Here is a 13,581-nt window from a genome sequence, read left to right as displayed (position 1 = left end):
TGGCCGACTCCTGGCCGTTCTTCCTGAGCGTGTTCAACGACATCGCCGACCAGCACGGCTTCAGGCGCGTCGACGCCTGCCAGGCCGAGCGGCTGCGCCACTATGGGCCGCGCGACATCATGCGTCATGTCGGCATGCCGGCCTGGAAGCTGCCGATCGCCTCGCGCTCGTTCATCGACCGCATGCGTGGGCACACCGGGCAGATTCCCCTGTTCGACGGCGTCGAGGGCGTGCTGCGCGCGCTCGACCGGGCCGGCATGCGGCTGGCGCTGGTGTCATCGAATGCCGAGGACAATGTGCGGCGCACGCTGGGGCCGGAACTGGCGGCGCTGTTTCGGCACTACGAATGCGGCATGTCGATCTTCGGCAAGAGCGCGCGCATCCGCAAGGTGCTGCGCCAGGCGCAGCTGCCGGCGGCACGGGCGCTGTACGTGGGCGACCAGACCACCGATGCCGACGCCGCGCACCGCGCAGGAGTCGGCTTCGGCGCGGTGAGCTGGGGCTATGCGCCGATCGAGGCGCTGCGCAATACGGGGCCGGTACGCGAATTTCGCGCGCCACGCGACCTGCTGTCGCTGGCGGCTGCCTAGAACCCGCAGGGGCCGCGCGCTAGCAGCCGAAGGCCGCGTTGCGCTCGACCGCCTTGCGCACTGCCGTCACCCTGCCGGGATAGGCGCCATCGCGGCACAAGACGTCGCCCGGCGGCGCCGCGTTCTGGCCGCAGTCAGGTGGATGATCGGCCTCTGCTGCAGGCCCGCCGGGCGCGGCAGGGCTGGGGACAGGAGGCTGGCTCGGCGCCAAGGTATCGTCTCGCATCGGATCGCTCGCTTCGTCAATGGCGCGCCTGTGCCCGCTTCCATCGGAAGCACGGACAGCCGGCGCCGGCTGGGGACACCTCGGTCGCTCATCCCTTCACGCACACCACCTGCTTCAGCGTGTGGACCACTTCCACCAGCTCGCGCTGGGCATGCATGACGGCGTCGATGTCCTTGTACGCCATCGGGATTTCGTCGATCACGCCTTCGTCCTTGCGGCATTCGACCCCGCGCGTGGCGCGTTCCTGGTCGGCCAGGGTGAAGCGGCGCTTGGCCTCGGTGCGGCTCATCACGCGTCCTGCGCCATGGCTGCAACTGTTGAAGCTTTCCGGATTACCTTTGCCACGCACGATGAAACTGCGCGCGCCCATCGAACCGGGGATGATGCCCAGCTCGCCTTTCTGGGCCGATACCGCACCCTTGCGCGTGATCAAGACGTCCTTGCCGAAATGGCGTTCGCGCTGCACGTAATTGTGGTGGCAGTTGACCGCTTCGACATGGGTCTCGAACGGCTTCCTGATCACGCCGCGCACCGCGTGGATCAGGTTGTGCATCATGACTTCGCGGTTGATGCGCGCGAACTTCTGGGCCCAGCCGACCGCTTCCACGTAGTCGTCGTAGTGCTGGGTTCCCTCTTCCAGATAGGCCAGGTCCTGGTCCGGCAGGTTGATCATATGGCGCCGCATGTCCTGGCGCGCCAGCTCGATGAAATGGCTGCCGATCGCATTGCCGACGCCGCGCGAGCCGGAGTGCAGCATCAGCCACACGAAATTTTCTTCGTCCAGGCATACCTCGACGAAATGGTTGCCGCTGCCGAGCGTGCCCAGGTGCTTGTAGTTGTTGGAGTGGCGCAGCTTGGGATACTTGCGGCAGATCTCGTCGAACTCGTCCTTGAGTTTCATCCAGCCGGCATCGACGGCCGGCGGCGGATTGTTCCAGGAACCGACGTCGCGGCCCTTGGCATTGCGCGTCTTGGGCGACATTCCGTGCGGCACCGCCTGTTCGATGGCGCTGCGCAGCCGGCCCAGGTTGTCGGGCAGGTCGTCGGCGCGCAGCGTGGTCTTGGCCGCCATCATGCCGCATCCGATGTCGACGCCCACCGCCGCGGGAATCACCGCACCCAGGGTCGGGATCACGCTGCCGATGGTCGAGCCTTTGCCGACGTGGACATCCGGCATCACGGCGATGTGGTGGAACACGAACGGCAGCTGCGCCAGCTTGGCCAGCTGCTCCTTCGCTTCCGCCTCGACCGGCACGCCTTCGGTCCACATCTTGACCGGGCGGCTCTCCGTCGGGCGGCGATCCGCAGGGCGGCCATCGAGCAGTTGATAGTCATTACCTTCCATGCGGCGCATGATCGCGCAAATCGCAAAAACGGGGTGTCCGGCTGAAACCTGCTTGCGCAATTGCTATACTCGCCACGAATGCACTGTTGCATCATGAACCACGGACACTCCATGCGCTTTCCACTCTACCTGCTGGCTCCGCTGCTGCTGACCGGCTGCTTCACCGAGACCGCCAGCTACGCCATCGACAACGACCAGCACGCGCTCACGGTACGGGTGGACAAGGAATATTTCTGGAGTAAGGAAGGCACGCTGCGCGCGATCGTCTCGCACATGCCGGCCTGCCAGCGCCAGATCGAGCTCGGCTCGGTGTGGCTGTCCGACCTGCAGATCGAACTGTTCGACAGCGGCAACGACGTCTACACCCTGCGCGCCGACGACGAGGCGTGGCAAGTGAACATCGCCGACTGCACCCAGCTCGAGGCGCCGGAGGCCGACGCGGTCACCGGCCAGCCTTTGGGCGTGTTCGTGCTCGAGGAAGACAACCAGCTGGTGTTCGCCAAGCCGGAAAGCGACGCGTCGTAAGCGCTCAGGGATCGCTCAGGAACCATTCAGGGACGCAGCCAGCCGCGGCCGATCGGCAGCGCCAGCAGGCGCCGGTACACCGATTCCAGCATCGGCAGCGCGCGCGCACATGCCGCCTGCGCCATTGGCGTGCAGGCCAGCAGCGCGAAGCCGGACGACACCAGCAGCGCCCCGATCATGTCCTTCGGCCAGTGCACGCCCAGGTAAACGCGCGACCACGCCACCAGCAGCGACAGCGGCAACATCACCAGTCCCAGACGGCGCGCCAGCGCAGAACCGCTGAAGGCCAGCACCAACGCCACCGAGAAGATGCTGGTGGCATGGTCGCTCGGGAAAGAACTGTCCGGCGCATGCAGCAGGAAGGTATGGCCGACCTCGGCCACGAAGGGACGCGGGCTGTACCAGAGATGGCCGATCATGGCGTTGAGCGTCAGCGCGCCGACCGCGGCGCCGAATGCACGCAGCGCCGCTTCGCGGCCCGGTCCCGCGCCATTGGTCCAGAGCAGCGTCAGCGACAAGGGCACCAGGAAGATCAGCCACTCGGCCGCAAACACAGCGCCGCTCAACTGCCACCCGGTCAGGTCGGCATGGGCGTTGAGGGCGGAAAAAAGGATCAGGTTGAATTGCTCGAGCATGGGTCAGCGCGGATGATGTATTAATAAATCATCAACTAGCTTAGACCATGCTTTCCTGCGCACTCCTGAGCAAATGAAACAAAATGTGACAGAAGAGTGACAACGTCGGCGAACACCGTCGTCAGTGCCGGTGCAGCAGCGCGCGCAATTGTGTCAGTTCGGCCTGGCGGCCGACGTGCTCCAGTACGCTCTCGAGCAGTGACTGGCCGCCTTCGCGCTGCATCGTCCACTGGGTGAAGTATTCGTGCACGGTGCGCCATGGCGGATAGCCGGGCGGCATCGCGCGCCAGGTGCTGCCGGTGTGGAGAAAATAGAGGACGGCGCAGAACACGTCGTACAAGTCATGCTTGCGTGGACGGGTCTTGCGCCTTGCGGCCTCGAGCATGCCGCGCACGCTGTCGAACTGCTCGCGTGAGATATCGCTCGGGTAGTCGGGACGGTCCATGGCGACCTCCAAAATAACTTGGAGGTCTTGATCTGGAACAGGTTCCGTTACTTTGCCAGATTCGTCGCGCTTTTAATCACGCGCCAGCGCCAGGAACTCGGTGCGCAGCGCCAGGTTCGGCTGCAGGTCGCCCAGCATGGCCGAAGTGATGGTTTCTTCGCCGATGGCGCGGATGCCGCGGCTTTCCATGCACATGTGGCGGCACTTGACGACCACACCCACCGCTTTCGGTTCCAGCACTTCCATCAGCGCATTGGCGATCTGGATCGTCATGCGTTCCTGCACCTGCAGGCGCTTGGAGAAGATGTCGACCAGGCGGGTCAGTTTGGACAGCCCGACGATCTTGCCGTTCGGCAGATAGCCGACCGTGGCCTTGCCGAAGAACGGCGCCAGGTGGTGTTCGCAGTGGCTGTAGACCGGGATGCCGCGCACCACGATCAGTTCGTTGTATTCCTCGGCGCCGTCCTCGAACGCCTTGAGCACTTCCACCGGATCCTGGTCGTAGCCGGAAGTCCAGTGTTTCCAGGCCTTGGCCACGCGCGCCGGGGTTTCGTGCAGGCCCGGACGGTCCGGATCCTCGCCGATGCTCGACAGCAGGCGACGCCAGTCGTGTTCGGTGAAAGCTTCTTTGTCAGACATGGTAAACCCTAAAAAAACGATTGCCGCAAGTATATAGAAAATGCTTCTGGTCGGCCGGCGGCGGGCCCACACTTGATCAAGATCAGACACGGACCCGACAGTTGGCTTAGCGTTGAGCGTGGTTCCTGCCCTGGGAGACGGTCATGTTCGGCAGCACGGTCCTCGAAGTCGCCATCGGCCTGGCATTTTGCTACGCCACGCTGGCGCTGGTCGTCACCACCCTGCAGGAAGCGCTGGCCGGCGCCTTCCACCTGCGCGCCAACATGCTGCTCGACGCCGTCAGGCGCATGCTGGGCGATCCGCGCTGCGAGGGCCTGGCGCGGGCGCTGTACGCGCATCCGCTGGCCAATCCGCGCACGGGCGGCGCCCCGGCCTCGGACCGGCCCTCCCGGCCATCCTACATCGAACCGGGGAATTTCGCGATTGCCCTGATCGACAGCATCCGCCAGGGCCACGCCTCGCTCGAGGCCGCCATCGGCGCGGTACCAGACCCGCAACTGCAACGCACGCTGCAGACGCTGTACAGCCAGGCCGGCGCCGATCCGGCCCGCTTCCAGGCCGCCGTCGCCGCCTGGTTCGAAGCGGCGATGGAGCGCCTGTCCGGCGTCTACAAGCGGCGCCAGCTGCTGGTATCGTTCCTGTTGTCGCTGCTGCTGGCGATCCTGTTCAACATCGACAGCATCCACCTGTTCCGCACGCTGTGGCAGCAGCCGGCGCTGGCGGCGCAGATCGGGGCCATGGACGCCACGCTCAGTGCCGCCATGCTCGACCAGCTATGGGCGCTGCCGATCGGCTGGCAGACCTTCCCGCCCACGCTCGACGCCGCTTTCGCGCTGCAGGCGGCCGGCTGGCTGGTGACGGCCAGCACCACCCTGTTCGGCGCGCCGTTCTGGTTCGACGTGCTGCAGCGCGCCGTCAACCTGCGCAGCACCGGCGCCAAGCCGGCGCCGCTGGACACGCGCTTCGATGGCGGCGTCGTACCGGTTGCGGGGATGCTGGTGCCGGCCGCCGCGCCTGGTTCGGCGCCGCCGGTCGCTGCAGCCGGCGCGCCTGCCGCCACTTCCGGCGCTACTGCAGCGGCTGCGGCCGCGCCACCGTCGCCGGCCTAATCCGGGTCTCAGCGCCCGGGCGGGCGGTGGGCGTCGACCAGCATGCTCGAGATCGAGATCTGCGGCACCCGTTCCGGCCATTCGTCCTCCGGACCGAACCAGCGCGCCTCGGCGATCTCGCTGGTGTCGACGCGGATCTCGCCGTCCAGGTAGTCGGCGGTGAAGGCCAGCATCAGCGAATGCGGGAAAGGCCACGACTGGCTGGCGAAATAGCGCAGGTTGTGCACGCGCAGCCCGACTTCCTCGAACACCTCGCGGTGGATCGCTTCCTCGATCGATTCGCCCGCCTCCAGGAAGCCGGCCAGCGGCACGAAGCGCTGCACCGCCGGCGCCTGGTGCAGCGCCATCAGCACCGAGTCGCCCTTGCGGATCAGCACCATCATTGCCGGCGAGATGCGCGGATAGGCCATGTGGCCGCAATTGACGCATTTGAAGCAGCGTTCGCCGGCGGCCAGCACGGTGCCGCTGCCGCAGGCGCCGCAGAAGCGGTGGGTGCGCGCCCATTCGGCGATCTGGGCGGCACGTCCCGCCACCGCCAGCAGCGGTTCGCCGACCGCGCCGAACAGCGAGCGCAGGCCGCGCCAGGCATAGCCGGCAGGCAGCACCGGTTCGGCATCGAACCAGCCAGTGCGGCAATAGCGCTCGTCCAGCAGACCCAGCGGCTGCAGGTTGCGGTCAGGCAGGCCGAGGCGCTCGACCAGCGCCGCGTCCGGCAAGGCGATGTCTTCCTCGCGCACCAGCAGCTGTCCCCGGTAGAACAGGAAGCTGAGCGGCTCGGGATCGGGATGCTGCACGAACGACGAAGTGAAGGAAGCGGGTGTCTGTAGCATAGTCGGCGCCAACAAATTAGTTGCCCGATGATACCGCCTTTCACGGCGGCCTTCAGGCGGACGGCCGATTGCCTGCTGGGGCGATTCTTACGCCACGACCGCCGCCCACAACGCGACCGCGGCATCCGCGCAACATGCGGGCGCGAGGTGCGCGATTTGTGCCGCCCTCCCCGAACTTATCTTGAACGGCCGCGCTCAAACATCTCCCGATGCGACCCTGGCCGGCGTTTTTTGCCTGCTGGCCGCCGCTCGATGCTGTCCAATTCTCAATGCTGCCATTTCTGGAGAAACCCATGTCCCGGCGCCCTCTGCTGCACCGTTTCGACGTCGAGTCCATCGTGGTGTTCCGGGCCTTGCAGCTGGGGGACATGCTGTGCGCGGTGCCGGCCCTGCGCGCGCTGCGCGCCGCCCTGCCGTCGGCGCACATCGTACTGGCCGGGCTGCCGTGGGCGGCGCAGCTGGTGCGGCGCTTTTCCGCCTACCTGGACGAATTCCTGTCCTTTCCCGGCCACCCGCTGTTGCCCGAGCAGCCGGCGCGCCACGGCGAGCTGACCTCGTTCTATTCCACGGTCTGCGCGCGCCAGTTCGGCCTGGCGCTCCAGCTGCACGGCAGCGGCGACATCACCAACCACATCGTCGCCGGATTCGGCGCGCGCGCGATGGCCGGCCACTGCCGCGGCGCGCCGGTGGCAACCGAGCGCACCGTGCTCGCGCCCTACCCGGACATCGGCGCCGAACCGGAGCGCCTGCTTCAGCTGACCACACGCATCGGCGCCCCGGCTGCCGGCAGCCATCTCGAATTCCCGTTGCTGCGCGAGGATGAAGACGAGCTTGCCGCCAGCGGCGTCGCCGATGGGCTGGAGCCAAACGGCTACATCTGCGTCCATCCCGGCGCACGCCAGCGCGACAAGTGCTGGCCGCCCGAATGCTTCGCCGGGGTCGCTGACCGCCTCGCCGACGAGTTCGGAGTGAGCGTCGTCCTGACCGGATCGCAGGCCGAAGTGCCACTGGCCGAGGCCGTGGCCGCGCACATGCGCACACCGGCCGTGATCGCCGCCGCACCGATCTCGATCGGCGCCATGGCCGCGCTGATGAGCCGCTCGCGCCTGCTGATCTGCAACGACACCGGGGTATCGCACATCGCCGCCGGCCTCGGCCTGAACAGCGTGGTGGTGTTCAGCAAGGCCGACATCGCGCGCTGGGCGCCGCTCGACCGCCTGCGCCATCGCTGCATCTGGGACCCGGGCGCCGAACGGGCATCGGTGGTGCTGCAGCATGCGCGCACGCTGCTCTCCGGCACCGAGCCGAGCCGGCAGCGGGCGGCCGGGATGTGGCCTTATTGGTGAACAATGGCGCAGGGGATTGCAGCTTTGCGCCGGTGACATCGTGGTCGACACACCGGAAATTTACCTGAACGCAAGGCAGGTCAAACTTCGGCCATGGCTGCGCTGGCTTAATGCAGCGCAAACACATTACCCGTGCAACACCGAATGATCAGAAGGTTTCCCATTCGGTTTCACGTACCGGCGCGGCGGCCAGCGCGGCGCGCGCCGGTTTGGCGGATGCCGATGCCGCGGCGCGTGGGGCGGTGGCACGCAGCGCCGGGCGTTGCGCCTGCGGCTGCTGCAACCGCGCAGGCTGCGACGGCTGCGCCGCCACCTTGAACACGCTGACGCGCTCGGCCAGGCCGGCCGCGCTGTCCTGCAGCGACTGCGCCGCGCTGGCCGCTTCCTCGACCAGGGCCGCGTTCTGCTGGGTCACCTGGTCCATCTGGCTGATCGCGTGGTGGATCTGCTCGATGCCGGCGCTCTGCTCGCTGCTGGCGGCGGTGATCTCGCCCATGATGTCGGCCACCCGGCGCACGCTCGTGACGATCTCGTCCATGGTGGCGCCGGCCTGGTCCACCAGGCGGCTGCCGCTCTCGACCTTGCCGACCGAGTCGGTGATCAGTTCCTTGATTTCCTTGGCCGCGCCGGCCGAACGCTGCGCCAGGTTGCGCACCTCGCTCGCTACCACCGCGAAGCCACGGCCCTGCTCGCCGGCGCGGGCGGCTTCGACCGCAGCATTCAGCGCCAGGATATTGGTCTGGAACGCGATGCCGTCGATGACGGCGATGATATCGACGATCTTGCGCGACGATTCGTTGATCTCGTTCATGGTGCCGACCACTTCGGCCACCACCGCGCCACCGCGGGTGGCGACGTCGGAGGCCGATGCCGCCAGACCATTGGCCTGGCGTGCGTTTTCGGCGTTCTGGCGCACGGTGCTGGTCAGTTCCTCGACCGAGGCCGCGGTTTCTTCGATCGAGCTGGCCTGCTGCTCGGTGCGGCCCGACAGGTCCAGGTTACCGGCGGCGATCTGGCTCGAGGCGGTAGCGATGGTGTCGCTCCCGGAACGCACGTCGCCGACGATATTCGACAGGCTGGCGGTCATGTCGCGCAGCGACGACAGCAGCTGGCCGAACTCGTTGCGCGAGTCGACTTCGATGCGGGCGGTCAGGTCGCCGTCGGCGACGCGGCGCGCCACGCCCACGGCTTGCTCCAGCGGACGGCCAATCGCACGGGTCAGGTACACGGCGCCGCCGCAGGCCAGCAGCACGGCGACGACGATGGTGGCGACCATGATGGTGTTCAGCATGGTCAGCTCGGCATGCAGTTCCTCGCCCTGCTCGGCATTCAGCTGGTTCACGGTGACTTGCAGCTCCTTGTAGGCAGCCATCGACTTGTTGTAGGTCGGGTTGATCTTCTTGCCCAGCATTTCGTTGGCCAGATCCCAGTTGCCCGCTTCGATGGCGCGCATGGCGTCGTTGATGATGCCCACTGCCATATTGTCGCTGGCGGCGATCCAGGCGGTGATGGCCTCGCGTACCTGCGGCCGCACGATGCTGGCCGTCAGCGCCTCCTGCTCCTTGCGCAGCTCGGCGCTGTTGTTGGCGATGAACTGGCTATGAACCGACAGCTCATGCTGGTGCAGTACCGAATACTTGCTGTCCGGGTTATGTTGCAGAGCTTGTAGAATGTGACTACGATTCATTTCACTACGCAACATCAGGTTCGCCACGCCGGTTTGCTGGGCGGTCGAACGCAGTGCCATGTTTTCGAGCAGCTCGACCGAACGCTGGGTGGTGTGGTACCCGAGGGCGCCCACGATAAGGGTCAGGACGATCAATGCGCCGACCACGCACGCGATGACGTGCTTGATGCTGAGATTTTTCATGTTTTGTAAGGGGGAAGAAGAGAAGACGCCGATAACGGCAGCAGACCGTTGTATTGTGGTACCAAATCTCACAAATTTCCACACGGTAATTACGCTTTTCGTCCAGAATTACAGGCTAACTGTCGGAATCACTTCGCTATGGACAAACTGTCATCACTAGTAGGCCGTCATTCTTTCAATGCCCGCATCTTTTATAACGGGACATTTTGCAATGCCAATCAGTTCGCCGAGAATGGTGTCTCTGGACAGTTACACCTGGTTCGCCAAGGTCCGGTCGACTTCATCAACAGCGATGGTTCGGTGATCTCGGTGTCCGAGCCGAGCCTGCTGTTCTACCCGCGCGGCGACAATCACCGCCTCGAAGTGCAGCCCGGCCAGACGGCCAGCCTGTTGTGCGCCCACATCGTGTTCCATGACGGCGTCGCCAATCCACTGGCGCGCGTGTTGCCGCAATGCCTGGTGCTGCGCTTGTCCGAGATGGGCGGGCTGGGGGCCACGCTCGACCTGCTGTTCAGTGAAGCCGGCGCGACCGCGCCGGGACGCGAAGTGATCCTGGACCGGTTGTGCGACGTGCTGCTGATCCAGGTGATCCGGCGCGAATTCGAAAGCGGCCGGCTGTCGCTGGGCCTGCTGGCCGGGCTGTCCGACCGCCAGCTGTCGCTGGCGCTGGCGGCGATTCACGAGCGCCCGCAAGAACCGTGGAGCCTGCAATCGCTGGCCCAGGTCGCCTGCATGTCGCGCGCCGCCTTCACCGAGCGTTTCCGCGACGTGATGGGGGTGCCGCCGGGCGAATACCTGACGCGCTGGCGCATCGGGATCAGCACCCGCCTGCTGCGCGAGGGGATGTCAGTCAAGCAAGTCAGCAGCCGTGCAGGTTATACCAGTCCGTCAACATTCACCCGCGCCTTCACGGCCTTGATGGGGGCCTCGCCGCGCGAGTGGCTCAAGCAGGGAGCGGTGTAGCCGGCCACAACCCAAAAATACGTTTGCCGGGAAATGTCCCGGCATTTTTTTGCCCGCAAATACAGAATCGCACCGTAAACGACAACGCAGACGTTCCTTGCGAAGACGTCTGCGTCGGGATGTCATGCGCGGCCGCCGGGGCCGCAGTCGATTACTTGAGCAGGCGGGTGCGGCAGGCAACCAGGGCGATGACCAGCGACAGGCCGCCGACGTAGGCGATGGCTGCCTGCATGCCGACGAAGTGGGCGACGGCACCGATTGCCGGCGGGCCCATCAGGCTGCCGCTGTACGCCATGCTGGCGACAGCTGCCAGGGCGGTCGGGCCCTGGGCGCCGGCGGCGCTGAACACGAACGGGAACAGCAGGGCCAGGCCGACACCGGCGATCGCGAAACCGCCCAGTGCGAAGTAGGCATTCGGCGACAGCACCGCGAACATCAGGCCGCAGGCCGCGACCAGCGCGCCGAAGGTGACCAGACGCTGGGCGCCGAAGCGCTCCTTCAGCTTGTCGCCGACCATGCGCGACATCAGCATCATCACCGAGAACGACGACAGTGCCAGCGGCGCCAGGCCGTCCGATGCGCCGAAGTGTTCTTTCAGGAACAGGCCGCTCCAGTCGGCGATGCTGCCTTCGGCCATCGAACCCAGGAAGCCCAGCAGGCCCAGCAGAACCAGCGGACCGCGCGGCAGCACGAACGCCTTCTTCGCCACCTTCTCGCCGCCACCGTCGGCTTCGAGCATGGTAAAGCCCATCCACAGGATGACGGCCAGCGGACCGACCAGCATGATGAAGTGCTGGGCCGGCGCGATCTTGTTGCTGGCCATGAAGCTGCCCAGCGTGGCGCCGATCAGGCCGCCGGCGCAAGCCAGGCCGTGCAGGCGCGACATTTCCGACTTGCCGCTCTGCTTTTCGCGGCGGGTGGCCGCCGAGTTCATTGCCACGTCGAAGGTGCTGGCGGTAATGCCCAGCATCAGCACGGCCATCATCAGGCGCGACACGTTCGGCGCCATGCCGATCGAGACCAGCACGGCCAGCAGTGCCAGGCCCGAGACCAGGATGGTCTTGCGGGCGCCGAAGCGGCTCATCAGGAACGACGAGATCGGGTACGACACGACGGCGCCCAGGCCGCCACACAGCAGGACCATCGACAGGGCCGAGTGCGACACATTGACGCCCGCGGCCAGGGCCGGGATGCGGCCGGCCCACGAGCCCATGATCATGCCGAACAGTGCGAACAGGACCGGTAGCGAGAATTGCTGGGCCTGGACACGGACAGCGGAAAGACCACGTGGTGCGGAAATGGTGGTCGGGAGCGAAACGGTGTTTTGCATGAAAAGCGCCGAATTGTTAAATTTGTGAGATATGAAGGAGTTGCCAAATGCATTGACAGACCGAACGGCTTTTAAAAATTAACGTCCGGAAGCTGATGGGAGGCAATTCTAAACACCTCAATGCGCTTTGAGTTTTCCATGCGGAAAAAAATTTCAAAGCGTTGTATTGCGCTGACGCAAGGATTGCAACTTCATTTCCGCACATGCATGTGCATTTGCAGAGAATGCGGTTTTAGGGGATGGAGAAGCTGGAAATTGACAAGAAATGCGGTGACTTACTGCTGAGTCGGGCACAGAAGCAAGCTTCGCGCAATATGATACGCTGCATCAAATTTAGGCAACATAAGGACAAAATGCTGAGAAATATTTTCAATTAGATAAAATTACGGGCTAATTTCTTATTCCCTTTCTTTATCTCTGCCATTTGGAAATCGAATAAAGCGACTGAAAAGAAATGGATCGTGATTGTTAAGTTTTGTTACGAAACTGGATTTTCTCGATAAGCGCATTCTGTATTGGCAAATAAAAAGCCGCCCGAAGGCGGCTGGTTCAAGTTCATCAATATCCGGACTTATTTGGCCAAGTGTTTCTTCAGCTCGGCGCCAGCCTGCAGTACCTGGGAACGCACACTCGGCACGGTCGCCAGCGGGTTGAGCAGACCGAAGTCGTGGATCATGCCGTTGTAGCGGGTCACGGTGACATCCACACCGGCCTGGTCGAGCTTGCGGCCATAGGCTTCGCCCTCATCGCGCAGCACGTCGAGTTCGGCGGTCTGGATCAGTGCCGGCGGCAAGCCTTTCAGCTGCTCCAGGCTGGCCTGCAGCGGCGATGCGTAGATCTCCTTGCGCTGGGCGGCGTCCTTGGTGTAGCTGTCCCAGAACCATTTCATCATGTTCGTGGTCAGGAAGTGTCCCTGCGCATACTGCTTGTACGATGCGGTCTCGAAGTTGGCGTCGGTCACCGGCCACATCAGCACCTGATAGCGCAGTTTCGGGCCACTCTTGTCTTTCGCCATCAGGGTCAGCACGGTCGACATATTGCCGCCCACGCTGTTGCCGGCGACCGCCAGGCGGCTACCGTCGACGCCGATCTGCTTGCCGTTCTCGGCGACCCATTTGGTGGCCGCGTAGATCTCGTTGATCGCCACGCCATAGCCGGCTTCCGGCGAACGCGTGTAATCGACGAACACAGCCACCGCACCCGAGTTGGCGACCAGGTCGCGCACCAGGCGTTCGTGGGTCGGATAGTCGCCCAGCACCCAGCCGCCGCCGTGGATGAACATAAAGGCCGGCAATTCTCCCTTGACGCCGGCCGGGCGCACGATCTTGAGCTTGATCTGCTTGCCGTCCACATTGATCACCTTGTCCGAGACGTCGGCCGCCGGCAGGGTCAGCTGCACACTCTTCTGGGCGCCTTCCAGCACCGCGCGGGCATCGGCCGGCGACAATTGCTCCAGCGGCTTGCCGCCGCCCGCCGCCAGGGCGCCGAGGAATTGCGCGGTGCGGCGTTCGGGTGCGGGGCCGTCGGCGGCCAGGGCGCCTGCGGTGGAGATGGCCAGGGTGGCGGCGACGACTGCTTTGCTCAGGGTGTTCATGGTGGACTTCCTTTCTTATTAGGTGGAATTGGATCAGCGGCGAGAGGCCGTCAGTACGGTAGCAGCGCGGTATTCGGTTTCATTGCATAAACAAATCATTTGAAACGCGATTAAATCGCGCGCTACTTATTTCA

Annotated in this window: 13 protein-coding genes and 1 pseudogene; 5 read left to right on the top strand and 9 right to left on the bottom strand. The window is 64.8% G+C overall.

The genetic code is table 11. From position 1 onward, the window contains the following. Window positions 1-590, top strand: a 590-nt coding sequence (locus RTQ83_RS17065; RefSeq protein ID WP_312517004.1) for an HAD hydrolase-like protein, incomplete at its 5' end; no start/stop codon positions are given. Between the two features lie 19 nt (window positions 591-609). Here the strand turns inward: RTQ83_RS17065 and RTQ83_RS17060 are convergent. After that, entirely contained in the window at window positions 610-816 is a 207-nt protein-coding gene (locus tag RTQ83_RS17060; protein WP_312517002.1) for a hypothetical protein, read from the bottom strand. 88 nt (window positions 817-904) lie between these two features. Further along, window positions 905-2,161 (bottom strand): RtcB family protein, encoded by a 1,257-nt coding sequence (locus RTQ83_RS17055; RefSeq protein WP_409456122.1) that lies wholly within the window; start codon window positions 2,159-2,161, stop codon window positions 905-907. Between the two features lie 111 nt (window positions 2,162-2,272). Between RTQ83_RS17055 and RTQ83_RS17050 the strand changes: the two genes are divergently transcribed. Then, complete coding sequence (locus tag RTQ83_RS17050; protein WP_312517001.1) at window positions 2,273-2,686, top strand: hypothetical protein; 414 nt, start codon at window positions 2,273-2,275, stop codon at window positions 2,684-2,686. Window positions 2,687-2,712: 26 nt separating this feature from the next. On the opposite strand, the gene RTQ83_RS17045 is transcribed toward RTQ83_RS17050, so the two are convergent. From RTQ83_RS17045 to folE, 3 genes and pseudogenes are all read right to left on the bottom strand, one after another. Next, window positions 2,713-3,321, bottom strand: a complete 609-nt coding sequence (locus RTQ83_RS17045; protein ID WP_312516999.1) for a phosphatase PAP2 family protein — start codon at window positions 3,319-3,321, stop codon at window positions 2,713-2,715. A gap of 169 nt (window positions 3,322-3,490) precedes the next feature. Beyond that, a pseudogene (locus RTQ83_RS17040) lies at window positions 3,491-3,766 on the bottom strand (transposase); the annotation flags it as partial. A 72-nt stretch (window positions 3,767-3,838) separates the two neighbouring features. Beyond that, complete coding sequence (gene folE / locus RTQ83_RS17035) at window positions 3,839-4,405, bottom strand: GTP cyclohydrolase I FolE (protein WP_312516997.1); 567 nt, start codon at window positions 4,403-4,405, stop codon at window positions 3,839-3,841. Window positions 4,406-4,548: 143 nt separating this feature from the next. Between folE and RTQ83_RS17030 the strand changes: the two genes are divergently transcribed. Then, window positions 4,549-5,514, top strand: a complete 966-nt coding sequence (locus tag RTQ83_RS17030) for a hypothetical protein (protein ID WP_312516995.1) — start codon at window positions 4,549-4,551, stop codon at window positions 5,512-5,514. An 8-nt stretch (window positions 5,515-5,522) separates the two neighbouring features. Here RTQ83_RS17030 and nudC read toward each other — a convergent pair whose 3' ends face one another. Continuing rightward, on the bottom strand, window positions 5,523-6,344 hold the full coding sequence (gene nudC / locus RTQ83_RS17025; protein ID WP_312516993.1) for an NAD(+) diphosphatase: 822 nt from the start codon (window positions 6,342-6,344) through the stop codon (window positions 5,523-5,525). A gap of 293 nt (window positions 6,345-6,637) precedes the next feature. Between nudC and RTQ83_RS17020 the strand changes: the two genes are divergently transcribed. After that, entirely contained in the window at window positions 6,638-7,690 is a 1,053-nt protein-coding gene (locus RTQ83_RS17020) for a glycosyltransferase family 9 protein (protein WP_312516991.1), read from the top strand. 148 nt (window positions 7,691-7,838) lie between these two features. On the opposite strand, the gene RTQ83_RS17015 is transcribed toward RTQ83_RS17020, so the two are convergent. After that, entirely contained in the window at window positions 7,839-9,560 is a 1,722-nt protein-coding gene (locus tag RTQ83_RS17015; RefSeq protein ID WP_312516989.1) for a methyl-accepting chemotaxis protein, read from the bottom strand. A 138-nt stretch (window positions 9,561-9,698) separates the two neighbouring features. Here RTQ83_RS17015 and RTQ83_RS17010 point away from each other — a divergent pair, with 138 nt between their 5' ends. After that, window positions 9,699-10,523, top strand: coding sequence for an AraC family transcriptional regulator (locus RTQ83_RS17010; protein ID WP_312516987.1), 825 nt, complete (start codon window positions 9,699-9,701; stop codon window positions 10,521-10,523). Window positions 10,524-10,674: 151 nt separating this feature from the next. On the opposite strand, the gene RTQ83_RS17005 is transcribed toward RTQ83_RS17010, so the two are convergent. Together RTQ83_RS17005 and RTQ83_RS17000 are read right to left on the bottom strand one after the other, a co-directional pair. After that, window positions 10,675-11,853 carry an MFS transporter gene (locus RTQ83_RS17005; RefSeq protein ID WP_312516985.1) on the bottom strand — a complete coding sequence of 393 codons (1,179 nt, stop codon included), beginning with the start codon at window positions 11,851-11,853 and terminating at the stop codon, window positions 10,675-10,677. 571 nt (window positions 11,854-12,424) lie between these two features. Next, window positions 12,425-13,447 carry an alpha/beta hydrolase gene (locus RTQ83_RS17000; RefSeq protein WP_312516983.1) on the bottom strand — a complete coding sequence of 341 codons (1,023 nt, stop codon included), beginning with the start codon at window positions 13,445-13,447 and terminating at the stop codon, window positions 12,425-12,427. Window positions 13,448-13,581 lie beyond the last annotated feature (134 nt).

The sequence above is a fragment of the Massilia sp. genome (assembly GCF_031995545.1).
Lineage (GTDB): Bacteria > Pseudomonadota > Gammaproteobacteria > Burkholderiales > Burkholderiaceae_D > Telluria.
This window is presented reverse-complemented; position numbering and strand designations above follow the sequence as displayed.

Coding starts and splice junctions, on each gene's coding strand:
- RTQ83_RS17060 (WP_312517002.1), bottom strand. CDS start 816: ATGCGAGACGATACCTTGGCGCCGAGCCAGCCTCCTGTCCCCAGCCCT.
- RTQ83_RS17020 (WP_312516991.1), top strand. CDS start 6,638: ATGTCCCGGCGCCCTCTGCTGCACCGTTTCGACGTCGAGTCCATCGTG.
- RTQ83_RS17045 (WP_312516999.1), bottom strand. CDS start 3,321: ATGCTCGAGCAATTCAACCTGATCCTTTTTTCCGCCCTCAACGCCCAT.
- RTQ83_RS17000 (WP_312516983.1), bottom strand. CDS start 13,447: ATGAACACCCTGAGCAAAGCAGTCGTCGCCGCCACCCTGGCCATCTCC.
- RTQ83_RS17005 (WP_312516985.1), bottom strand. CDS start 11,853: ATGCAAAACACCGTTTCGCTCCCGACCACCATTTCCGCACCACGTGGT.
- RTQ83_RS17010 (WP_312516987.1), top strand. CDS start 9,699: ATGGACAAACTGTCATCACTAGTAGGCCGTCATTCTTTCAATGCCCGC.
- RTQ83_RS17015 (WP_312516989.1), bottom strand. CDS start 9,560: ATGAAAAATCTCAGCATCAAGCACGTCATCGCGTGCGTGGTCGGCGCA.
- RTQ83_RS17050 (WP_312517001.1), top strand. CDS start 2,273: ATGCGCTTTCCACTCTACCTGCTGGCTCCGCTGCTGCTGACCGGCTGC.
- RTQ83_RS17030 (WP_312516995.1), top strand. CDS start 4,549: ATGTTCGGCAGCACGGTCCTCGAAGTCGCCATCGGCCTGGCATTTTGC.
- RTQ83_RS17055 (WP_409456122.1), bottom strand. CDS start 2,161: ATGGAAGGTAATGACTATCAACTGCTCGATGGCCGCCCTGCGGATCGC.
- folE (WP_312516997.1), bottom strand. CDS start 4,405: ATGTCTGACAAAGAAGCTTTCACCGAACACGACTGGCGTCGCCTGCTG.
- nudC (WP_312516993.1), bottom strand. CDS start 6,344: ATGCTACAGACACCCGCTTCCTTCACTTCGTCGTTCGTGCAGCATCCC.